Origin of the sequence: Paenibacillus sp. 19GGS1-52 (assembly GCF_022369515.1) — a bacterium.
Lineage (GTDB): Bacteria > Bacillota > Bacilli > Paenibacillales > Paenibacillaceae > Paenibacillus_AQ.
Genome location: NZ_CP059724.1, coordinates 2,359,480 through 2,382,632, shown reverse-complemented (window position 1 = coordinate 2,382,632; position 23,153 = coordinate 2,359,480). Strand labels below are relative to the sequence as shown.

At 46.1% G+C, this 23,153-nt stretch carries 15 protein-coding genes and 1 riboswitch; of the genes, 5 read left to right on the top strand and 10 right to left on the bottom strand.

Annotation, left to right across the window (positions count from 1 at the left end):
- Positions 1-64: 64 nt before the first annotated feature.
- Entirely contained in the window at positions 65-3,487 is a 3,423-nt protein-coding gene (locus H1230_RS11140; protein WP_239715533.1) for an LPXTG cell wall anchor domain-containing protein, read from the bottom strand.
- 136 nt (positions 3,488-3,623) lie between these two features.
- Here H1230_RS11140 and H1230_RS11135 point away from each other — a divergent pair, with 136 nt between their 5' ends.
- The 3 genes from H1230_RS11135 to H1230_RS11125 all read left to right on the top strand — a co-directional run bounded on the left by H1230_RS11135 (position 3,624) and on the right by H1230_RS11125 (position 7,392).
- A complete protein-coding gene (locus H1230_RS11135) occupies positions 3,624-4,367 on the top strand; it encodes a YwaF family protein (RefSeq protein ID WP_239715532.1) in 744 nt (247 codons plus the stop codon).
- Positions 4,368-4,510: 143 nt separating this feature from the next.
- On the top strand, positions 4,511-5,887 hold the full coding sequence (locus H1230_RS11130; protein ID WP_239715531.1) for an MBOAT family O-acyltransferase: 1,377 nt from the start codon (positions 4,511-4,513) through the stop codon (positions 5,885-5,887).
- Between the two features lie 32 nt (positions 5,888-5,919).
- On the top strand, positions 5,920-7,392 hold the full coding sequence (locus H1230_RS11125; RefSeq protein WP_239715530.1) for a copper amine oxidase N-terminal domain-containing protein: 1,473 nt from the start codon (positions 5,920-5,922) through the stop codon (positions 7,390-7,392).
- 161 nt (positions 7,393-7,553) lie between these two features.
- Here the strand turns inward: H1230_RS11125 and H1230_RS11120 are convergent, their stop codons facing one another.
- From H1230_RS11120 to H1230_RS11100, 5 genes are all read right to left on the bottom strand, one after another.
- Positions 7,554-7,985: a peptidylprolyl isomerase gene (locus H1230_RS11120; protein WP_154118469.1), complete on the bottom strand. Its 432-nt coding sequence runs from the start codon at positions 7,983-7,985 to the stop codon at positions 7,554-7,556.
- Between the two features lie 141 nt (positions 7,986-8,126).
- Positions 8,127-9,458, bottom strand: coding sequence for a diaminopimelate decarboxylase (gene lysA, locus H1230_RS11115; RefSeq protein WP_239715529.1), 1,332 nt, complete (start codon positions 9,456-9,458; stop codon positions 8,127-8,129).
- Between the two features lie 115 nt (positions 9,459-9,573).
- Positions 9,574-11,238, bottom strand: coding sequence for a spore germination protein (locus H1230_RS11110; protein ID WP_239717255.1), 1,665 nt, complete (start codon positions 11,236-11,238; stop codon positions 9,574-9,576).
- 793 nt (positions 11,239-12,031) lie between these two features.
- Positions 12,032-12,457, bottom strand: coding sequence for a stage V sporulation protein AB (locus H1230_RS11105; RefSeq protein ID WP_239715528.1), 426 nt, complete (start codon positions 12,455-12,457; stop codon positions 12,032-12,034).
- A gap of 2 nt (positions 12,458-12,459) precedes the next feature.
- The gene (locus tag H1230_RS11100) at positions 12,460-13,119 is read right to left on the bottom strand and encodes a stage V sporulation protein AA (RefSeq protein WP_239715527.1); all 660 of its coding nucleotides are present in this window, start codon (positions 13,117-13,119) and stop codon (positions 12,460-12,462) included.
- A gap of 216 nt (positions 13,120-13,335) precedes the next feature.
- Between H1230_RS11100 and H1230_RS11095 the strand changes: the two genes are divergently transcribed.
- Complete coding sequence (locus H1230_RS11095; protein WP_239715526.1) at positions 13,336-14,367, top strand: glycoside hydrolase family 53 protein; 1,032 nt, start codon at positions 13,336-13,338, stop codon at positions 14,365-14,367.
- 86 nt (positions 14,368-14,453) lie between these two features.
- Here H1230_RS11095 and H1230_RS11090 read toward each other — a convergent pair whose 3' ends face one another.
- From H1230_RS11090 to H1230_RS11075, 4 genes are all read right to left on the bottom strand, one after another.
- The gene (locus H1230_RS11090) at positions 14,454-16,130 is read right to left on the bottom strand and encodes a type 2 periplasmic-binding domain-containing protein (protein WP_481857131.1); all 1,677 of its coding nucleotides are present in this window, start codon (positions 16,128-16,130) and stop codon (positions 14,454-14,456) included.
- Between the two features lie 32 nt (positions 16,131-16,162).
- On the bottom strand, positions 16,163-17,797 hold the full coding sequence (locus tag H1230_RS11085) for a response regulator transcription factor (protein ID WP_239715524.1): 1,635 nt from the start codon (positions 17,795-17,797) through the stop codon (positions 16,163-16,165).
- A 3-nt stretch (positions 17,798-17,800) separates the two neighbouring features.
- Entirely contained in the window at positions 17,801-19,585 is a 1,785-nt protein-coding gene (locus H1230_RS11080; protein ID WP_239715523.1) for a sensor histidine kinase, read from the bottom strand.
- A 426-nt stretch (positions 19,586-20,011) separates the two neighbouring features.
- Positions 20,012-20,971 carry a DMT family transporter gene (locus H1230_RS11075; protein ID WP_239715522.1) on the bottom strand — a complete coding sequence of 320 codons (960 nt, stop codon included), beginning with the start codon at positions 20,969-20,971 and terminating at the stop codon, positions 20,012-20,014.
- A gap of 129 nt (positions 20,972-21,100) precedes the next feature.
- Positions 21,101-21,251: riboswitch (FMN riboswitch) on the bottom strand.
- A gap of 333 nt (positions 21,252-21,584) precedes the next feature.
- On the opposite strand from H1230_RS11075, the gene H1230_RS11070 reads away from it, so the two are divergent.
- Entirely contained in the window at positions 21,585-23,138 is a 1,554-nt protein-coding gene (locus tag H1230_RS11070) for an N-acetylmuramoyl-L-alanine amidase family protein (protein ID WP_239715521.1), read from the top strand.
- Positions 23,139-23,153 lie beyond the last annotated feature (15 nt).

Sequence of the window (23,153 nt, the reverse complement as noted above, 5' to 3'; positions counted from 1 at the left end):
CACCCGGGATTAAATTCCCCTGGTGCTCTTGCACTTCCGATGATGTTCTTACCTCTGATTCCTACTACTCCTGATTCTTACTCCGCTTGAATACTCTATTTAGAATCAAGCCTGCAAGAATCAAGCTGATCCCTGCCATATAAAGCGGCATTGGACTATCTTCGCCTGTCTTCGGAAGCTTGCTGACATTAGCGCCTGCAGGATCAGTCACTGTCCCTGCGGGAATTTCGTCATCCTTAATCGTAACATCACCCAATGGAACTTCTTCATCCACTGGAATCACTACATCAGGAGTGTTTCCGTTGTCAGGAGTGGGCTGAGCATCCGTTGTAATACCAGGTCCGGCCGGAATTGCCAGATCATCAATAATGATCCCCGGTGTCGCTGAACTTGTCGGTGTTGGTACGATCACGCTGCCAGGTATACCCGCAGTTGGTGAAGGTGTTGGTGTTGGAGATGCTGATTCCACAGGTGTCACAGAAGCAGTCGGTCCTGGTGATTCCGTCACTGGTGGTTCTGTTGCTGGCGTTTCAGACTGCTGATTAGTTATGCTCAGTTGAATGGCTGTTGCTGAATTGATCGTCACTGGATACTCTCTGTTATCTAGGACATATCCTTCAGGAGCCCGAGTCTCAGTCAATATATAGCTGCCTAACCAAATTTTATTGAATGAAACGATTCCGCTTGAATCCGTAGTTAAGGTATTTATGAGTAAGCGCTCTGAGCCGCTCAAGCGGTATAAAGCAAAGGTCGCCCCGCTGAGTAATTTGGTATTATCCTGGGCATCCAGCTTCTTGACTGTTAAGGTTCCTCTTACGCCACTACCTGTTCCAGAGCCGCTGGAGAGACCAACAATGATTTCTTTCGAGGTGTCTCTAGTCACCAAGATAACATTGTTGCCGCTGAAATTAACAGTATTGGTAACCTTATCGCCTGAGTTCGCCACAATCAAAGATTGATATTCGAGCATATAAGCTGTACTAATCCCGTGAGCGAAACTTAATATAAATGTTTGTTTGCCTTCAGTATCCGAGTTGATCGCTACGGAATAATCCGTATCCTTAACCAGCTCAGGTCCACTTTTGGTTATAGCTCCATCCACAGCTACAGCCGTAGGGTACAAATGGAACGAATCCGGCAATAGAATCTGATTCGAGCTAGGAGTGTCTGTGAGCACTGCGTTCAGCACATAAGACTGTCCAGCGTTAATGAGCACTCTCCAATCGATCTTATCGCCATTCTGGGCGCCATTCTTAACGACATATTCATCTCCGTGAGGAATGGAAACAGCCGCGGTCAAATCCTTGGAAACCTTCATTGATCCGTCAAACAGCGCAGCTGTATTATTTACTATACTGTTGATTAATTGCCCTTCAAGACTTGTTGTAAAGACAACATAATAGGGAGTATTGATGGATTCTAAAAAATCTACCTTTAACTGATTGTTACTATCCACACTATAATTATATAGATTTTTGTTTACTTCTATGCCTTGTGAGGGATCACCGTTCTTCGCAATTTTCATGGTGTAGACTTTAAGTGAGCCAGGAACTAGCACTTGACCTGCCTTCAAAAGATCGGTTACTTCTGGATCCTCAATGGCTTTACTATTATAGTTCACACCTACTGTCCACGTAATTTCCTTGGCAGTCGCGTTGTAGGAACCCGATTTGAAGCCGTTATTCTTCTCTTCGATTCGAGGGATAAATAGTCCTTTTGCCTCTGTCCAGTGGGGGTTAGCTGAATCATCCACCCAGTCAATTCGGGCATTGTTAATGAAATTATCCGTTGTTCCCCAGATCCAATCCTTGTTGAAAAAAGTTTGGTAGCCAATGGTATACGTACCTGATATCGCCGAATTGAACACTACCTTGAATCCTTTATTCGGCTGTGCCGGAGTCACATAATCCAATTGATAGTTCGTGGAACTCAATACCACCCCGCTACCATTTTTTATGACCAGCGACTCCGGTATAAATTGCAGCCCACCTTGTGGAAAAGTATCGGTAATCACTACTTGACCCATCGGGTAATTATCACCGTTAATCGTAACTTTCCAGTCAGCCTTCTTAGTCTGATAATCTACCCCCGACAAGGTTTTGTAGATGATTACGGGTCGGATGAGTTGAGTCGCCTGTTCAGTATAGGTACTATCAGTAACTGAGTTGGTTATCGTCGTATCGCTGAATACGCGTTCAGTCGCTTTAGTCTTATACTCGATCCGATATGAAGAGGGAATTTCGTTTGCAAACTGCAACCGGAAACCTTTCTTACCAGCGTCAACAGCATCACTTACTGTATAGTCCACATTCTCTGCCAATGCAATGCCCTTGGTTGCCGCACCGGATGAATCCAAAGTTACTGGATAAACCTTTAGCGAACCACCCACCAAATACTGAGAATTATTGAACAAGTCCGTTAATACTGCTTTCTCCTGCGGGATTATCTTATGATTGTAGTTATATTCAATAGCCCAAGTAATAGTCTGAGTACCCCATTCATATGCTGTTGAGTATTTCTTCAGACTGCCTCCACGTTCTACATTAACTGTATAGGAGGAAGCAGCTGGGACACGATCGTCTCCAGTAAAAGTCGCTGTATTTGTAAAGCTATTTTGATTGTCATCGGTGATCGAAGTGGAGTACTCGATCCGGTATGCGCTCGTGATAACAGGATCGTTAAAATGAACAGTAAGCGTACCTGCCGCAATATTTGCAGTATACTTACTGCTGTCAATCAATGCTCCCTGCGAAACCGTACCATTTAGTTGAACGTCCAACTGATATACTGCTAAAGTTAGTGGAGCATCCAGAGAAAGTCCGGCAGGCATGGGATCAGTGACTACTGCATTCCCCACAGCCTCAAGTGTTTTGTTCACATCAACGGTCCATAGGATGCTGTGTGCGTTGAATCCTTGAGCTGTACCCTTCTTCTCAATTGTCGAGCCTACCGACGGTCTGAAATTCACAGTAACAGTTTGAATTCCTCCATTTACCGGAAATAGAATCTGCTGTGTCGTGCTCTGCGAAATAACCTGCTTATCAAAATTAGTCTTAATTCGGAGTGTACCCTGCACGTTATCATGCTGTTCAATGTAATCATTAAAGGTCATAACAACCTGGTGTGATGATTGGTTTACCTTAAAGGTTCCTACATCTCCTTCATCAGAGACTAGAGCTCCGTTAATATCATTAAAAAGCTGAAACTGCACGGGAAGCTGAAAAGTGAAAGTATCTCCCGATACATAACTATGATTATTGGGAAGGGACCATGTATAATCCAAAGTAACATTAGAATTCTGTTCGTACACACTATCTGTTACAGTATTGCCATCCGGTCCGTATACAGCCATCGAAACACTGGTGATGATGTCTCTTTCGTTTTCTATTGCTGCTGCTTTGACTTGAGACGTATACCCCATGCCATATGCGTATTGCGTAATTAGTATAAGAATAACAATTAACAAGCTGGTCCTTTTCTTGATCATTTCTTCAGAACGCCTCCGTTTCAATGTCTATATATATCACTATATCACCATTATATAGTTCTATAGAATCAAAATATTTAGTTTTTAAAAAATAAAAAATTCAGCAAAATTACTACCCTCTAAAGGAGTATATTGAATGAAACTTTGGTATTATTTTGACCACAAACATTCTGAAAATTTCGTTATGTTCTCGCTCTCACACTGGATTGCCCTTACTGCTATAGCCTTGGTATGCCTGCTGTTATTTAGCTCAAGGTTTGCTCTGCGGACACATCCCAAACTGCGCCGATGCATCCGCCTGCTGCTAGTGCTTCTTCTTCTATCCTCAGAGGCAGGACTTCAATTGTGGTATAGGTCGCAGGACATATGGAAAGCCAGTTCATCGCTGCCACTGGAGCTATGCGGGATTACTTTACTGCTGTCTGTCGTTATGTTACTCACACGCAGTCGGCTACTCTATTCTTTCCTCTACTTCGCCGGCATCGGTGGAGCCTTTGTTGCCCTCATTACGCCTAATTTAGTTTATCCGTATCCACATTTCCGTTTTCTACTGTTTTTCATTGCTCACGGTGCTATTATTCTGGCTTCCCTTTACATGACCTGGGTTGAGGGCAATAAGCCGACCTGGAGATCGCTTTTCTTCACTATGCTCTGCCTCAATATAGTAGCTATTTGTGTCAGGTTCGCCGATTATTTGCTTGACTCCAACTATATGTTCCTGGCCCATAAACCAAGCACCTATTCCATATTGGATTATTTTGGACCTTATCCTTACTATCTGCTGGTTGAAGAGTTATTCGGATTCACCTTGTTCTTATTCATGTTCTTGATATTTTTTAAACTCCCACAGCGATATCGGTCTAGACATAGAAACATATAGATCGCTAAATTTAAACAAAAAATGTAAACTTCTTCATATTGTTGATTTATATCACAGTGCGATTTCCCCGATAAATCATATCATTAATAGATTCTCCACTTCCTTCCTATCCCTTTCCATTTTCCAGAAAAGCGAGGACTGCTATGTTATTTAATTCTTATGGCTTTATTTTTGCTTTTCTGCCCGTTGTGCTAATCATGTACTTTCTATTTATCAGGCTTCGATACTTTTTCATTGCAAAGCTTTGGCTGGCCTTATCCTCTTTATTTTTTTACGGCTGGTGGAACGTGCGCTACATCCCATTGATCTTGTTATCTATTGCAGTTAATTACATTGTAGGACGTAGACTTGTATCTTCTACAACACGTAGATCTGTAATTCTGTTCGTAGGAATAGGATTTAATGCGCTGCTGCTCGGATATTATAAATACGCCGATTTTTTCATTGTGAACTGGAATGGACTTATAGGTGCTCATGTGCCTATACTTCATCTTTTGCTTCCGCTTGGCATCAGTTTCTTCACCTTTACCCAAATCGCTTATCTGGTGGATGCCTACAGAGGCCGTGTGCAGGAGTACAAGCTGATTAACTATATTTTATTTGTTACCTTCTTCCCTCATCTGATCGCCGGCCCCATTCTTCATCACAAGGATATGATGCCACAGTTCGAAAGACTCCGTAACAAGGTCTGGAACTGGAGTAATGTGCTGTCAGGAGCTTTGCTATTTTGCATAGGCCTTGCCAAAAAAATGCTGATCGCTGATACTCTTGCCAGCTATGCCAACAGCGGATTTACAAGTGCTACCCAATTTATCGATTCCTGGGTCGCATGCCTCAGCTATACCTTCCAAATTTATTATGATTTTAGCGGATATACGGATATGGCTATCGGTGTTGCTCTTCTGTTTAACATCCGGCTGCCGCAGAATTTCAATTCACCGTATCGGGCCACGAGCATCCAGGACTTTTGGAGACGCTGGCATATCACACTAAGCCATTTTCTCAGAGACTACATCTATATTCCTTTAGGTGGCAGCAGAAGAGGATTCTGGACGGCCATTCGTAATGTCCTCATCACCTTTCTGATAGGCGGAATTTGGCATGGAGCAAGCTGGATGTTTATTCTATGGGGATTGCTGCATGGTGGAGGACAAGCTGTACAGCACATCTGGAAACGTTGGGGTCGCCCACTTCCGCTAGGGTTGTGCTGGCTGCTCACTTTCGGTTTTATCAATGTAACGTGGGTCTTTTTTCGTGCGCATAACCTTCAACAAGCTGGAAGGCTTCTCCGCGGGATGCTCGGCATTAACGGCTTGGGTCTATCCACGCTCGCAGAGTCAATACTAGTGCTTCCCGTTCTGGCGGTGCTGCTGCTGGTCATGCTGACCTCACCGAATTTAACAGAAAGACTGAGCAAGCTGACCCCAAATTGGCGGACATCCCTGTTTATGGCGGTCCTGTTTATGATTTCGCTCCTCTTTTTCAACCGGATTACTGAATTCTTATACTTTAATTTCTAGGTTCATCTTATTTCGTTTAGGAGGAAATCCAAGTGTTGCCACAACAAAAACCGGATTTCGTAGCGAATTTAATACCGCGTTCGGGTTTCCATAGCCGCTCCAAAAGAGCTGTAGGCTACTTTGTTTTCTTTACAGTGATTCTTGCAGCACTGATGGCGTTGTTGATCGTATTTCTGGACCCGCTGCAATTTTATCATCGTTCGAACTGGTATACCCCCGTCTTCTCTACACAGGAAAGATATCAGAATCCGGGTTTGGCCAAAAATTACGACTACGACACCATTATTATCGGCACCTCCATGACGGAGAATTTCCTGCCATCAGAGGTAGATAAAAGCTTGGGCGGAAAGACCTTGAAGCTCTCTATCGAAGGTTCAACGGTTGAGGAGCATTACAAAATTGCCCGACTGGCTCTAAAGAGCGGCAAGGTGAAAAAAGTGCTGTGGGGGTTGGACTACTTTTCATTAAAGGATGTTGCCGAGGAAGACAAACAGAACTTTCCCGATTACTTGTATGATGACAAATGGTGGAACGATTATAAATACTGGTACAATTCTTCAGTCTATACTCAATTCGCCGTAAGCCTCAAGAAAATGTATTTGGGTCAGGATAACGATCTGGAGCATCTCAATAATTGGAACGATGAATCCGTATTTTCAAAAGCGCGTGTGGTTAAATCTTATAACGATCAGAGCGCTAGCGAAGCTTACTTCGGCCTAAATGAAGAAGATACACCGCAGCTCCAGCAGCGCTTCGATACATACATCAATCAACTGCTCATCGATTATCCCGATGTGCAATTCTACTTTTATTATCCACCTTACAGCATTATGCGGCAGTTAGCTTGGTACAACACCAATCCGAAGCGTTATAACAATCAGTTGGAGATGCGTAAATGGATGTTCCAGCAATTTGAGCAGCATTCCAACGCCCGGCTCTATGACTTTCAGTCCGAAGCACATTGGACCTTCAATCTAGATCTCTATAAAGATATAAGCCATCACAACGAGCAGGTCAACAGCTGGATCGTCCAAGCGATCGGGAGAGATGACTCCAACTATCGGGTATCCGCAGACAATATTGATCCACTAAACAATACTTTAATCTCACAGACCACATCAGCAACAATGGACAAACTAGGAAATGTGTATGCCTATGATATTCAAATAAATGCTAAGAGTTTCCCTTTCACTAGTCGGGTAACTCAGGGGGACGGTGAGCTGTTTGTAACGGCTACTGAAGCCGCTTTAGCACTTGGAGCAACACTTACATGGGACTCCGTCAGCAAAACAGCCATCCTTACCAACAAGCAACAGAAGCTGGAAATGACAGTGGGGAATATTGGAGCCAAGGTTAACGGGCAAGAGGTACCTATGACTAATCCTCTGCTGCTGACTGCCGGCAGAACCATGCTGCCTATACAGTTCGTAGCTGACCAATTAGGTTGGAAGACTACTGTCCATATTGCAGGAGCAGAATATCTTCTGACGATTGATTCTCCTTAACAAGAGAAAACACGCGCCATTTACACTATGATCTGCTCTTGGAGAATCTCTCAGAATATTAATGCCTCATCCGTCATCAAAACAAAAGGGTGTCCGGTAGTCATTTGTATGACTGCCGAGACACCCTTTTGTATAGATCGTTCATAATAACAAATTAGAATTTACGCTTCGATAACTTCCACGGAAGTCATTTTGTCGCGTCCTTTGAAAGAATCTACAAATTCCATGCCTTTAACAACTTTACCGAATACAGTGTGTACTCCGTCCAGATGCGGCTGTGGACCATAAGCAATGTAGAACTGGCTTCCGCCAGTGTTCTTGCCAGCATGTGCCATAGCAAGGCTTCCACGTTCATGTTTGTTAGGGTTGATCTCGCAGTTGATGGTGTAACCAGGTCCGCCGGAACCTGTTCCGTTAGGACATCCGCCTTGCGCTACAAAACCAGGGATAACACGGTGGAAGACCAAACCGTTATAGAAACCAGAAGATGCCAGCTTCTCAAAGTTGGCTACCGTGTTGGGAGCGTCTTGATCGAATAAGTCAATTAGTACTTCTCCGCCGTTCTCGAGTGTAACTTTCGCTTGCTTTGCCATATGTAAATGACCCCTTTCGAATTTACCAAATGTTGAACACTTTTATTATTTTACTATGAAACCCCGCACAAAGCAAAGCCAAGCAGGAGCTTTCCCACTAGGCTTTGCTTAGGCTGATTCCTCACTGGCAGTTAAGACTTGTTACTTCGCAACCGCCTGCTTGGCAATACGCGCCGGTACAATATCATTAGCGATAAGATCGTTATGGGTTTCACGACGCACCACAAGATCACTCAGTCCATTCTGTACGAAGACTACAGCAGGACGTCTAATCCGGTTGTAATTACTCGCCATGGAGTAGTTGTAAGCACCCGTGCAGGACACAGCCAGCAAATCGCCACTTACAGCCTCCGGCAGTTCTACATCCCAAATCAGCATATCCCCGCTCTCACAGCATTTACCTGCGATGGAGACCTTCTCCGTTGCTGCATCATTGGCACGGTTAGCCAGCAACGCCTCGTACTTGGACTGATACAGAGCAGGACGAGGATTATCGGTCATTCCTCCGTCTACCGCAACATACTTGCGTACGCCGGGAATATCCTTGTTGGTACCTACGGTATACAACGTGGTTCCAGCATCGCCAACGATACTGCGGCCGGGTTCTACCCAAATCTCCGGCAATACACTATAAATTCCGGCAAAATGGGTCTTCACTGCGTCCGTGATGGCAAGCACGTATTCCGATACCTGCAGTGGTGTATCACCGGCAACATAACGAATGCCAAAGCCCCCACCCAGATTGACAACCCGGAAATTCACATCCAAACCTTCCTTGACACTGCGTGCAAAGCCAGCCACACGCTCAACGGCAAGTTGGAAGCCTTCGGTTTCAAAAATTTGCGAACCGATGTGGGAATGCACACCCAGCAGGTTCAAATTACTTTTGCTTGCTGCCGCTTGAATAGCTTCATATGCAGAACCATTTCCGATATCAAAGCCGAATTTGGAATCCGTCTGGCCAGTTGCTGTATATTCATGGGTATGTGCTTCAACGCCTGGAGTAACACGCAGCAAGATATTTACCGTTACTTCCTTGCGAGCCGCAATGGCTTGCAAAAGGCTGAGTTCAATCAGATTATCTACTACAAAGCAGCCAATACGGGCATCAATCGCCATTTCAATCTCGTCTGGGGTCTTGTTGTTGCCATGAAAATGAATACGCTCCGCCGGAAAGCCAGCCTTCAGTGCTGTGTAGAGCTCACCATCTGAAACCACGTCAAGCGACAAACCTTCTTCATCAGCCAAACGACACATCGCCATTACTGAAAAGGCCTTGCTGGCATAAGCGACCTGAAAACCAAGTCCAGAAGTTTTAAAAGCGTCCATATATTCGCTGCAGCGGCGCCGGACTAGTTGCTCGTCCAATATATACAGTGGGGTTCCATATTCCGCCTTCAATTCAGTTACATCACATCCGCCGATTTCCAGATGTCCAGCATCGTTAATTCGGCTCGTCCCGTGTAAAAACATTGTGCAGTCCTCCAATTTCTGTGGAATATCCTATTCCATCCGTCTTATTGTATTCAGTATAGCAGACGGGTGGAACACCATTGAATGGACTAATTCGCAGTTGATTTGTATTTTCCTACGATTGTTTCTCATTCTCTTGGATAGGCGGCATTCTCGTGTTATCTCTGGTTTTGTTGAATGACGGCCTTGTTTTTGAATATAAAACAGGCTGGCGCAGAATAATCTCACCCATCGCCTTTGCATTAAAAGGTATAAACGGCCACAAATAGGAGGAATTGTACGAGCGGTGTGTAGTCAGCAGCACAATGAGTAATGTAGAGCCGATCATAAAACCTGGAACTTGGAAGGCGGCAACAGCAATCAGCAGTGCCAGCCTGACAATGCGGTTCGCCAGCCCCAGCTCATAGCTTGGTGTCGCGAACATCCCTATCGAGGCTACCGCCATATACAGAACTACCTCATTAACAAATAAACCGGTCTGCACCGCAATGTCTCCAACTAATATCGCGGCAATCAGGCCCATCGCTGACCCTAACGGAGTAGGTGTATGCACCGCAGCCATCCGCAATAGATCGACCCCAAGCTCAACGATGAGAAACTGGGCAAGCAAGGGGATTTTGGCTGTCTTCTGCGGCCCGATAAATTCAAGCATCGCTGGCTTTAGTTCAGGATGTATAACCAACAGCATCCAGAGCGGCAGTAGGAACATGGATGCAAAAATACCAATGAAGCGGACCCAGCGCAAGTACGTGCCCATAAAAGGAGTTTGACGGTTCTCTTCCGCATGTTGGCAGAGGTCAAAAAACGTTGTTGGAAGAACCATAACACTAGGTGAAGTATCCACAAAAACAACAACACGCCCTTCTAACAAATGAGAAGCCACTGTATCGGGACGTTCAGAATAGCGGACCAACGGATACGGATTCCAGCCGCCGCCAACGATCGCCTCCTCTAATTGTTTATCCGCAAGAGGAATCCCGTCGACATTAACACTTTTTATTTTGTCTGTAACGGCCTTCACCTGCGTCTTATCCACAATGTCGTCAATGTAGGCTACGCAGACATCCGTTCTTGTCCGACGCCCGACCTGATGCATTTCGTACTTCAGTCCCGGATCACGTATCCGTCTTCTTACAAGCGCAACATTGCTTAGCAGGGTTTCTGTAAACCCGTCTCGTGAGCCCCGTACGACTCGTTCAATCGAAGGTTCATCCGGATTGCGCGAAGGGTATGTGCGGGTATCCATCACAATCACCTGCGTCTCGCCTTCAATGAAGATAGCACTCATTCCGGACATCACCTTATTAATGCACTCACTTAACAGCTGACCTTTCTCCACCTGAATATGCGGAATATATTCGTTCATAAAGCTGGCAAACACATCCGTAGATAAATTCTCCGGTGTGAGATAGGTCAACCGCTTTAAGATCTCATCCATTATTGTATCCTTGGCAAATCCGCTAATACAGAGCAATGCCGCCTTGTGCCCACCAAAGGACATTTCCCTGAACACCACGTCGAAGGATGAGCCAAGCCCCATTACCTCAGTCAGCGTATTTTTGGCATCCTCTAAAGAGGGTGGGATATTATCATGGCCTTGCCAGTAAGTAATCGACTCCTCTATCGAATCTGATCGTTCTGAGTCTCTTTTTTTTTGCAGCGGATCAACTTTGTTATTTTCCTGGCTGGAATCCTGCGCTGGCTCTTTAGCCTGCTTAAGCTCCTTGGGCGGCTGCGCCGATTCAGCCTCTCCTGCTGCCTGTGCTTTGGGGTCCGGCATCTCTGTGTCTTCGTCCTCATCTACGTCAGTACCCAACCCAAATAATCTGGCAAAAAAACCTTTGCCGGAACTTTCCTGCTCCTCAGCGCCCAGTTCATCTGAAGCTTCCGCGTCCTGCTGCTGTCCACCGTCGCCTGCTGTAGAGTCCGTGCTGTTCTCCTCTGCCGGGGCAGCAGCCTCCGTATTTTTTGCGCCCTCTTGCTCGGGTGTACCCAGTCCGTCTGATGGCTCAATATCCTGTTTGCCATAACCAGTTGCTCCTGAATCCACCCCCACGTCTGCGGTTTGAGCATCCGCTTCAGGCTCTGCTTCTTTAGAGTCTCCAACGCTCGGCTCCGCAGGAACCTTCTCTTTCTGCTCATCCTCTTCTGCGTCTGTACCAAACAATTGTGCGAAGAATCCTTTATTGGACTCTTCCTTCTCTTCAGTGCCCAGCTCAGCTGAGGTTTCAGAGTCCTGATCGCCGTCAATTGCTGCTCCAGTGCTTGCCCCAGCATCCACTCCGGCGTCCACTCCAGGATCTCTTGCATCCGGCTTCTGTTCGGCGGGCTGGTCAGCCACCTGTGCTTCTTGCTCTTGCTGTCCGCAATCAGCCTGAGCCTCAGGCTCAGGCTCAGCACCTTCGGTGGTGCTCACACTTTGGTCAGCATCAGAAGCTGGTGTTATGCCCGGGTTGTCCTCTTCTGCACCTGTTTCTGCGTTACTTTCCCCTTCCGCAGCGGGTGTTATATTATTCTCCTGCTCTACGTAATCGCCGCTGTGAATATATTTGACCATTCCAATAGCCCCCTATTTATTGTCGATATACAAACCAATCGAATAAAGAACCTGCGACCTTGCCTGCAACCATCGCCATTAGTAATCCGAATAAATGGTGAGTCATATTCAGACGTTTGGCTAATATAGGCAGCACATTTAACACCTCCGTTAAAGCCGCTGCCAACATTCCCACAAAAATTCCATCAAACAGCCCAACCCCTAACTCCACTATAGGGCCTGCTGATAACCTCCAATTCCAAAAATCACTTACAGTACCAAGCAGTGACCCACCCACCAAAGCACCTTCATACCAGTGCACTTTATCGTAGGAAGAAGTCAACTGGGCCAGCCGGGGCACCATATCCAGCACAATAATAAGCGCGATAACCCCGCCGCCCACAGCGATCCCTCCCGCAATACCCAGCAACAGATTCAGTCCTAATGAGATCGGTGCAGTCATGATCAGCCCTCCGGATTATCAGCTTGACTCACTTCTTGACGATTCTTCATTTTGCTGTATTCCTCATTAACCACATAATGGTCGATATTTTTCTGGTACAGATACATCTCTACTTCGAGTGGAGTTGGCTCTTCATTCCACTTCTTCTTGAACAAATGGTTGAAAAATATAACCATCCCAAAACCAATGCCCAGTGAATAGGCAACCTGAAAGGCATACGGATGCTCATCCCGATGACCCGTTAACATCTCTACAATGCGAATTTGGACCTCCTGCATGCTTACGTCCGCATGAAAATTCATGATTGTCAGTGCAGAACCGAAGAAGAGTAGCAGCCAGACCAACACAAACAATGCCATGGAGGGTTTCCGCGCCTCAACCGGACCTTCAATCTGCACGATCGTTTTGCCTTCACCAATCGGCTCAATATCAGCTGTTGGCAATAGCTCCTGAATGCGGGGGATAACCATCAGCAGATCAATGAGAATAAGGTTGCCGTCACTTTGTTCAGGCTGCAGCAGCAGAATAGAATACAATGACTCCTCCCACTCCGGGTCCGTAATCAGAAAGGCCACATCACGCAGCGTAACTCCCTTACCTTGAGGGACCGTTACCCGATTTTTCAGCTGTATATAGATGGCGAGAGCAGAATGGCCTTTCATCCACAGTCCTCCTAAGGATTTTAGATACAAGATTAAAGATAGTATGGGAGAAAAGGTTTATTTTTACTCTGAGGACTATTTCATTTCCAAAAATGCATAGATGTTGATTGTTTATGGGTACCCTTGCCGCGGGCCTCAACCTAGAATTAAGTTGTAAGCAGTTGGCGGAAAAATTAATGTAAGCGTGTACAGTAAACTTAGTCCAGGAGGTTGGTTATGAGAAAGAGTCCCAAAAATATTTTCAAATTGTTCATTTGTATGTCTCTCTTGCTCAGTATTAGTTTCAATTGGGGTCAGCACAAGCCGGCGGAGGCTGCTGCAACTTTTGCGAAGGGGGCTGATGTAGGCTGGTTATCGGAGATGGAATCCTATAATTGGGCTTTTTACAATGACAGTGGGGTTAAACAGGATGTGCTGCAAACGCTGAAGGATCATGGAATGAACTCGATCCGGCTGCGGGTCTGGGTGAATCCTTCCATTAACTTTTCCAATAAAGCCGATGTTGTTAAGCAGGCTGTTCGTGCGCAGAAGCTGGGTTTTAGAATTATGATTGATTTCCATTACAGCGACACTTGGGCAGATCCGGCTAATCAAACCAAACCGGCCGCATGGACCAGCAAAAGCTTTACCGCTCTAAAGACAGCCGTATATGACCATACTTACGATGTGCTTAACACACTGAAGAGTAATGGCGTTACCCCTGAATGGGTGCAGGTTGGCAATGAGACTAATAACGGGATGCTCTGGGCAGACGGAAAAGCGTCTGTAAGTATGAGTAATTTCGCTGCATTGATCAACTCCGGCTATAACGCTGTAAAAGCGGTCAGCAGCACCTCCAAGGTAATCGTCCACCTCTCTAATGGGTATGACAACGCCTTGTTCCGCTGGATGTTCGACGGGCTGAAGACTAACGGCGCCAAATACGATGTCATCGGCATGTCACTTTATCCCACTACCAGCAACTGGTCTACGCTGAATGCTCAAACCTTAACCAATATGAATGATATGGTGACCAGATACGGGAAAGAGGTCATGATCTCTGAGGTTGGCATGGATGTAAGCGCACCTGCAACTGCCAAAGCATTCCTGACCGATATTATCAGCAAGACTAAATCTGTCACCGGCGGCAAAGGGTTGGGTGTATTTTATTGGGAGCCAGAGTGCTACGGCACTTGGTACTCTTATACTAAAGGCGCTTTTGATTCAACAGGTAAACCTACAGTTGCGCTGGATGCCTTTTTGAACTAACCTCTCAGGTAAACTAATAAGGACCGTCTCACCAGTTCAAGATCACTGGAAAGGCGGTCCTTTATTATTCGGAAATCAGGCAGGAGTTATTTCACGGTCGCATACCATTCATTAACCTCCTGCGTAATTTGTTCGCCTCCGCCTGATTTCCAGGCAGCTGCAAAGGTATTAAAGGCGCTTAACGGCTGAATGCCATATATAATATCGTTAAACGTCTGACTCTCCAGCTTGTTCAGATAATCCAGCCTGGATTTCATGGTTTCCGTTGCCGGTCCGGTGAACATATCCTTGAAGGATTTATCCTTTTGCGCCAGTAGAACCTTGGCTGCTGCCGGAGTATCAGGACCATAACTAACGACTGCCTCCTTCTCTAGTCTCGTCTGGGGTTCGGCGCCGCTCGCCAGATGAAGCAGCGACTGCAGCTGAGATTCAGGAATACGTGCGCCGTCCCGCACCAGCAAATAACGAATGCTGTTGACATAACCACCGGATATTTTGTCATTGGCAATCCGGTTTCCTGTGGAATCCAGTTGATAATCGTAGCCAGCAAAAAGTCCGTTATCAAGTTTGCTGCCAGGCAAAGGATCAGCATAATGATCAAAGAGATAGTTCTGATAGGTGAAGAAAGCTTCCGGATGCTTCATTGTCCTACTGATCAGAGTTACACCATTATTGTAAGAGGTGCCATGCCGCATTACAGTGCCTCCCGGCCCAGCGGGCAGCTTAATGGGTGCCCATACAGCATCTGGAGCATGGATCAGCGTATCCCGCAGCGGCCAGCCACTCATCCAGTAAGGTCCGGGAATCATACCAGCGGTGCCGGCAACTGCCGGTTCAGCCGTCTTATTCTCATCCCAAAGTGCCGCTTCCTGCGGAATGTATCCTTTGGCTAGCCATTCCTTCAGCTTCCCCAATCCCAACTTGATGCCATCATTAATTGAGCCATACTCTAGTTTGCCGTTAGCTCCCAGATTCCATTGCTGCGGGAGCGTTCCATAAGCACCGAAGATCCAGGAAGGGTCGCCCATCCAGGTGTTCATCGTAGACTTAAAGCCAATACTAAGCGGGGTCACCTGTTCCGGCGCCAACCCGTCGGGATTATGGTATTTGAAGTCCTCCATGACTTGTTCCAGCTCAGCGATGGTCTCGGGAGCCTTAAGTCCCAGCTTATCTAGCCAGTCCTGGCGAATCCACAGAACATAATCATGGTTATAGGCATAATCGAGCACCGGAATACCCATTCTTTTGTCGCCGCGACTGTACTGGTTCCAGACATTAGGGTCTTGTGCCATCGCCTTTTTCCAAGTACTAGAAGCATATTTATCAAACATAGCACCCACCTCAGCATATAGTCCCGAATCGATTAAATCCTGCGCAATGGTTATATCTGAGGCTCCAACAGTCACTACCTCCGGCATTTCCTGACCTGAGGACATCGACAGCCGCAGCTTTGTTTCATAAGCACCATTCGTATCCGTAATCGACCACAGTGTTTGAATATGGATGCCAAATTGTTCTCTGGCCCACCGGGTAGCTATATTGTTCTCAATCGTTTCCCCACGCTTGAATTTCAGTTCCGGATCAACGCCCCATACTGTTGTAATCGTCACTTCGGGATCATATTTATCCTTGTAGAGGTTTTCTACAGCTCCAGCTGTGTGACCAGCTGTATTTGCTGCTATATTTTTTGTCTCTGCGTCCCTTTTTCCGAAACAGCCCGTAATTCCGCAGGCCAGAAGCAGTCCTATACATAATATCAACAATCGTTTCCTTTTCTTTATCGCGCTCTCCCCCCTTATCCTTCACGAAATTCATTTGGTGTCATACCGTAGTGCTTTTTAAAAAGAATACTGAAGTACTGCGGGTTCTGGTATCCCAGCGCTGTAGTGATTTCGTATATTTTTTTGTTCGTATTCTTAAGCAGATAGAGTGCATGTTCCATCCGCATTCGGATGATATATTCTCCAAGTCCTTCTCCTGTTTCGGCCTTATAGATCTTGGAGAGATACACTGGATGCAGATACACCTGTTCAGCAATGCTCTTCACCGACAACTCGTAGCCGCCGTCTCCTCCTATCAGCTCATGCACCTGCCTAATAATAAAGCTTTTTGTGGATTGCTCACTTTCAGACAGTTCTTTCTGCAGCTTGCTCAGCATTTCATACGCCCAGTTCTGCAGCTTCTCTAGTGAAACAATAATGCTCTGGGTCAGCAGGGGATCAAAGGCGTACTGGTCAATTTGCGAGATGAATTGTCCACCTTTATGAGCGATATACATAAAAGCATTGGTGATGGACAGAAACACTTCATACAAATGCTCTCTAGGAGCGGTCTCCATATCACGAAACACCTCAGCAATCTTCAACCGCGCGGCCTCCCATTGCTTGGATTCCAGCAGATGAATCAGTGTGGGTGGACGATATAGGCTTTCCAGCGACTTGACCGCAACCTTCTCCTGCACATCGTGCTCTTCCAGAAACAACACCGAGCTAGATTCGTTAGGCGCTGTCAAATACATGGCACCGAGCCCGCTTCTGTAAACAGAGGTCAACCCTTCGGGAAAAGTAAACCACTTAGAAATGATAAGGGAAATATCCCCCTTTAGGTAGTTGCTCACATGAATACGAAAATCGGCTATAGCTGCCTTTAGCAAACCCATCCTTACAGGCTCATAGTTGTCCAGCAGCTCTGTTTCTTTTACAACATCGGCTTTTAGCTCAACCAACAAAAGCAGGCAATCATGCGGCGCTTTGCAGAACCAGACATGAAACTGCTCCTTGAATAACTCCTCGGCAATATTGCCTATGGCATATTCCATTAGAGAGAACGAATGCTGATCCATAGCCGTATAATGCTTGCCCAGCTGAATCAGCAGAATTACCGATGGTGCAGGCATTTCAAAAGCGACCTCATATTCTTTGAGCTTATCTTTAAGCGTCCGTTCCGACAGCACTTTACCCAGCAGCAGATCATGCATCAGATTGGCGCGAAGCACACTGAAATCACCTTTTCGCTTATATAGCAGCTGATGATATTTATCGTGTGCCTCCCATTCATTCTTCAACGATTCAATGGCATCGGTTACACTTTTGATAAACTCCTCATCATTTACCGGTTTCAGAATATAATCAAACGCTTGCAGTCTGATCGCCTTCTTCGCATATTCAAAGTCGGAATAACCAGTCAGCAGAATCGAGCGGATATTGGGCCATCTTGCACCTACTGTCTCCATTAATTCCAGCCCGGTCATGCCGGGCATGGAAATATCCGTGACCACAATGTCTATCTGCTGCTCCTCTATAATTTGGAGCGCCTGTGCACCTGACACTGCCTGATGTACTTTCCAAACCCCCAATTCCGCCCATGGAATCGTCCGTTGCAGGCTCTCCGTCACATAGGATTCATCATCAACCAATAATACCTCTATCATCGCTTATCCTCCCTGATTTGATGGCAGCAGCCATTGCAGTGTAGCTTGTAATCCCCCGAGTGGTGAAGCCGTAAAGGTCAAACTCGCCTGATCCCCGAATCGCAGCCTCATTCTCTGGTATACATTCCAAAGTCCGCAACTCATCTCTTCCGTCATCGGCTGACCCAGCCGGCTCTCCAGTTCAGCTCTGTCCTCCGCATTCATGCCTTGGCCATCATCTTCAACTGTTAACATCATCACTTTCCCGCTGCAATAGCCAGTGATCCGTACCCTTCCTGCTTCAGCCAACGGTTGGATTCCATGCAAAATTGCATTCTCAACCAGCGGCTGCAGCACTAATGGAGGAAGCTCCAGTTTCAGCATTTGGGGCGGTATATTTACCGTATATTGAAGTCTGCTCATTCTCATCCCCTGAATTTCCAGGTAGTGAGTCACAAATTCCGTCTCTTCCGATAAAGCTACCAAATCACGTTCCTGTCTTGTCGTGTATCTATAGTAGCGGGATAGATTATGCGACATGGCAACAACAGCCCCCATATTCTCGAGCTTCGCCATACTTGTAATAAAGGACAAGCAATTATAGAAAAAATGCGGATTGATCTGTGATTGCAGCTGCTTCAGCCGTGCTTCCCGCACGTGAATTTTCTCCATCAAGACGTTCTCGATCAGCTCTTGAGTTTGTTCAACCATACTGTTAAACCGACCGGATAGAAAGCTGAATTCATTCTTCCCCTTGAGTTCGACCCGGGCCGAATAGTCACCCTGTTTCAGCCTTTGAAAGCCCCCTATCAAATGTCTTACAGGCACCTGCACCTGGACATATAATAAATAGGCTATCAAACTGCCCATTAACAGCAAAGCACTGACGGATATGTAAAATAAGCGATTCGAGGTATGAATGGGCTGTAATATTTCTGACAAGGGAATATAATCGATCAAATACCAGCCCATTTTATCAGAATATACAATATTAACACTGTAGGATTCACCCTCAATATCCAGCGTCTGGTTCTCACTTCCCATTATCTGCTTCTGCTCCAGCCGTCTGACCAGTTTATTGACAAATAACAGGTTAGCGCTGTGGTTATAAATCAGCCCGGTCCCTTGTTTGTAGTAGAAGGGATCTCTACGACCATCACTTTTGAATTTATCCAGCATATCCTCTATAATCCGGCTGTCGAATTCTACCTTCATGATAGAGTTGACCTTCTTGGGAGAGAATTCGGACATAAACGGCGTGAAAGAGAACCAGGAGAACAGAAATCGATCCCCACTCTGATCCTGCAGCTTATTCACCTGCCAGCCTGCTTTCACTTCCTGCAATAAATCTGCATCTTTATAGGTTGTGACATCATTCTCAACAACGAGCCGTTGTAAAGACGGGGAAAAGAGATATAATTTGCTCTTCCAATTGGAGGAGCTTTCTTGAATGCTGATTTTGGTCTGAATCCGTTTGATCAGATTCATAGTATGAAGATTCAGCTGCCCAAGCTCCAACTGCTCATCCTTGAGACTGAGAATATCCGGATCATGGATCAACAGAATAGGCCATGAGGCCAGCAATTCCATATTAGACTCCACCTGGTTCTGAAAAAAGCGCAATTGATCACTATTCGATGTATTCAGCTCACTCCGCAGTACATCAGTAGTCGTCTTATTGGAATAAATATAAAGAAGTGTAATTGGAATCAGTAAGATGACCATCACACTGACGATTTTGGTAAATAAATTGAATTTATACACTTTCTCTTCACACCCCAGCGTATTGTCGTAGCTCTTATTGTACAAACAATACCTGCCGACGCATAGCCAAAAAAGCAGACTGCACAGCAACGCTTGGCACAAATCCCCAAAACGTGTGATAGGCAGGCACTCCCCATATTTTCACATCGTTTGCAGCAGCCCATTTCCTACCTGTTCATTCCAGTGACTGTGACTTCCACATAGGCGATATTCCGCATCAGAAAAGCATTGTACTGCGTTTGTTCTGTACTAATGCTCTTACTTTGCATCGTAACTTTCTTATTGTAAACGCTCCATAAAAGACACCATAGATCACTCCTGAAACATTTCTGCAGTTTTAGCATTCTATTCAAGAAGAAATGGATGAAACCTCTAAATTCTTACCTCTATACAAAAAAAGGGATATCCTAAAAACCATTTGGCCTCTAAGACATCCCTCGTACTATGTTAAATTCAGTTATCTGAACTAGGCTACGCTTGGGGTAGTATCTGCGGTTTAGGCTGCTGGCTGGATATAAAGAATAACGCCGTCCAGATTAGCGCAAAACCGATAATTTGCGGTAGGGTAACCAACTGACCGAACACCATCCAGTTAAGGACTATGCCTGTCATAGGGAAGCTGAGCTCCGCCAAGGTAGCAAAGGAAGCTTTGGTCGTGCTGAGCCCTTTATAATACAGCAGCATACTGAGCAATCCGGGCAGCAACGCCTGCAGCAGCAGGTTGATCGCAATCGCAGCCGAAGTACCCAATCCGCCATGAATCTGCCACGGAGCATTCTCCAGACTGGTGATCACAAACAGCAAAGGCAAGGCCATAATGAAGCGCAGCGAAGTCACGGTCTCGTATTTCATGGAGCCGAGCAGATAACGTCCCATTACAGTTGAACCGCCCCAGAGTGCGGCTGCTCCCAGCGCCATCAGACTGCTGACACCAATAAAACTGTTAACATGTCCAAAAGGAATACTCCAGCCAAAAGTTAGTAAATACGTGCCTGCCAGTGCCACTAAGATCAATGGCCCAAAATTTTTGGGCAGACGTTCTTTAAGGATTAGAGCGGCGAGTCCGATGGCGAACAGCGGCTGCAGCTTTTGCAGCAGGAGTACCGCATTCAGATCTCCGCTGGATAAAGCCATGGTGAACAGGATCGTGGCTACGGCAGATCCACCCCAGGAAACAACCAATAATGCCCCTGCCTGACGGAGGCGGATGCCTTTTAGCTCGGCGCGATGGCGCCACAACACTGGTGCAGCAGCCAGGAAAAGCACCACATGCTCCAGCAGGACAATTTGCGAGGAGGTCAGCGATCTTAGCAATATGATGCGAAACAGCGGGTCAACGCCCCACAATGCTGCACCCAGCACAACCAGCCAAAAACCACTGCGTAAAGGTGCTGTACGAACTTCGGATGATGTAGCAGTTACATTACTCATAATTCCAATTCTCCTTGTCGATACAAACCCTCGATAAGAGACCAAAAGCCCCCGAATTACCCTAAAGGGTAGTGTTCGGGGGCCATTATCAATAAAGGCTGACAGGAAGGACTCCTGGCGCCTTTATCTTATGATCCTCTCCCATCCGGACTTTACCGTCGGCTCTGGAATGGCACCAGATCAGTCGCTTCCTCTGTAGAAAAGAGAAAACGAGTCGCGGGCTTAGTTCGCTTTGAACATCACCGCCGGTCAGGAATTTCACCTTACCCCGAGAATCTTGTATTCCGTTATTTTTTTCACAATCTTAGGATAAACCTCATCTGCCGTTTCGTCTAGTCCTTTATGAAAATATACATAGTTGTTTCACAAAATACAGCATTTAAAGCAGCATTCGACAGGAAATCCGCTGTTCATTTCTCCTATTTATTTACCGATATAACTCCTATGATCAGACCTTATTCTCCTTGTCTAAATAATCATATTCCCAGCTAAAATGTCCCGCAACTTTTGCCAACATTTGTCGTTAAAGCATTATATGTGCCACTTGTGGCAGCAAAGAAAATACGCAGGAATAATACATAGGACCAATAAACAGGGATGGTAGGGATTACACATGAAGAAATATGGTTTTTTGGCGATGCTACTGATCCTGTTGATAGTGGTATTCCCGCGAAGCAGTCATGCCGAATCTGTCGAGACACATATTAACCTGGATGGTAACGAGCTTACGATCTCAAAAGATGCCCAAGTGCAGATTGTAAACGGTAGTGTTATGGTTCCGCTTCGACTCGTAACCGAACAGCTTGGTTATTCAGTGAAATGGGATAATGTCACAAAGACAGCGATCATTGAGCAGGCTAATACGACGCTAAAGCTAGTTGTGAATAATACAACGGCTGAGGTCTCCGGCAGGCAGGTGCAACTGGATAACCCTCCTTTTCTCAGCGGGAGCATTACTCTTGTTCCTTTGAGATTCGTTGGGGAGGAGACAGGTACTACGGTGGGTTGGGATAACCTTACCAAAACGGTATATCTCACTTCAACTGCTAAGGCTGCAGGGTATAACGCTTCTACTGCAACCAATCAGGTAGCTGTACCGGATTCCGAACCTTCTCTCCTGCCCGAGACCAAAACAGAGATTAGCGGATCACCCGCTGATGGGGAGTCTGCAAGCGAACACACTAATCAGGCAGAGTTGACCAATCTCAGCTTCAGTGACAACCGGCTTATTATTGCCGTGAATGGCAATTTGTCCCCGAGTACATTCACTATGACTGCTAAAGACCGGATTGTTATAGATTTGCCAAACACCCGTTTTGCACCGAGCTTCAGTCAGAGTCAGTCTCTCGCCAACAGTCAGAGTGGACAGATGGTTGTTACAGGATATCCAGATGTCTCCGCTGTCCGGTATTCCTTGTTCAGCAATTCGCCAGCAGCGATTCGGGTGGTCATTGATCTAAATAGCGCCAAAACTTATAGTGTGATTAATAACAATGACGGACTTATTATTATTGATCTTAACGGAACAGGAATTGATCCTGCCTCACCAACAGGCACTGCTACTACAATTGCAGATCCGGCAGGTATTACTTTTCCCTCTGCAACCCCACCTGCTACTTCAGGCAAACGCCTGGTTGTCATTGATGCCGGCCATGGTGGAAAGGACCCCGGAAGCGTCAGTCTCAATAAACACAGCGAGAAGGATTTCACTCTAGCAACAGTGCTAAAAGTAGCGGAATTACTGAAAAATGAACCCAATATCGCTTTTGTGCTCACCCGCAGTGATGATAGCTATCCCACTTTGCAGCAAAGAGCCAAGATTGCCAACGATTTAAAGGCTGATCTCTTCCTCTCCATCCATGCCAATAGTATTCCGACAGGCAGTACAAGCAATCCTAGTGGCTTCGAGACGTATTACTCTCGTCCAGAAAGTCTACAATTCGCCACTACTGTGCACAAACATCTTGTTCCCGCCAGTGGACTTTCAGACCGTGGTATACGCAAGAGCAGTCTATATGTCACAAGAGAAACCAAAATGCCCGCCATTCTGCTCGAATGCGGATATTTAAGTAATGCCAATGATGAGTCTCTGCTCTATTCGGCTGATTATCAGCAGCGGATAGCCGCGGCAGTAGTTGCCGGTATTAAAGAGTATTTGGGGCTATAGCTGAGCAGTTCTACT

Coding starts and splice junctions, on each gene's coding strand:
- H1230_RS11140 (WP_239715533.1), bottom strand. CDS start 3,487: ATGATCAAGAAAAGGACCAGCTTGTTAATTGTTATTCTTATACTAATT.
- H1230_RS11135 (WP_239715532.1), top strand. CDS start 3,624: ATGAAACTTTGGTATTATTTTGACCACAAACATTCTGAAAATTTCGTT.
- H1230_RS11130 (WP_239715531.1), top strand. CDS start 4,511: ATGTTATTTAATTCTTATGGCTTTATTTTTGCTTTTCTGCCCGTTGTG.
- H1230_RS11120 (WP_154118469.1), bottom strand. CDS start 7,985: ATGGCAAAGCAAGCGAAAGTTACACTCGAGAACGGCGGAGAAGTACTA.
- lysA (WP_239715529.1), bottom strand. CDS start 9,458: ATGTTTTTACACGGGACGAGCCGAATTAACGATGCTGGACATCTGGAA.
- H1230_RS11110 (WP_239717255.1), bottom strand. CDS start 11,238: ATGCCGGACCCCAAAGCACAGGCAGCAGGAGAGGCTGAATCGGCGCAG.
- H1230_RS11105 (WP_239715528.1), bottom strand. CDS start 12,457: ATGACTGCACCGATCTCATTAGGACTGAATCTGTTGCTGGGTATTGCG.
- H1230_RS11100 (WP_239715527.1), bottom strand. CDS start 13,119: ATGAAAGGCCATTCTGCTCTCGCCATCTATATACAGCTGAAAAATCGG.
- H1230_RS11095 (WP_239715526.1), top strand. CDS start 13,336: ATGAGAAAGAGTCCCAAAAATATTTTCAAATTGTTCATTTGTATGTCT.
- H1230_RS11085 (WP_239715524.1), bottom strand. CDS start 17,797: ATGATAGAGGTATTATTGGTTGATGATGAATCCTATGTGACGGAGAGC.
- H1230_RS11075 (WP_239715522.1), bottom strand. CDS start 20,971: ATGAGTAATGTAACTGCTACATCATCCGAAGTTCGTACAGCACCTTTA.
- H1230_RS11070 (WP_239715521.1), top strand. CDS start 21,585: ATGAAGAAATATGGTTTTTTGGCGATGCTACTGATCCTGTTGATAGTG.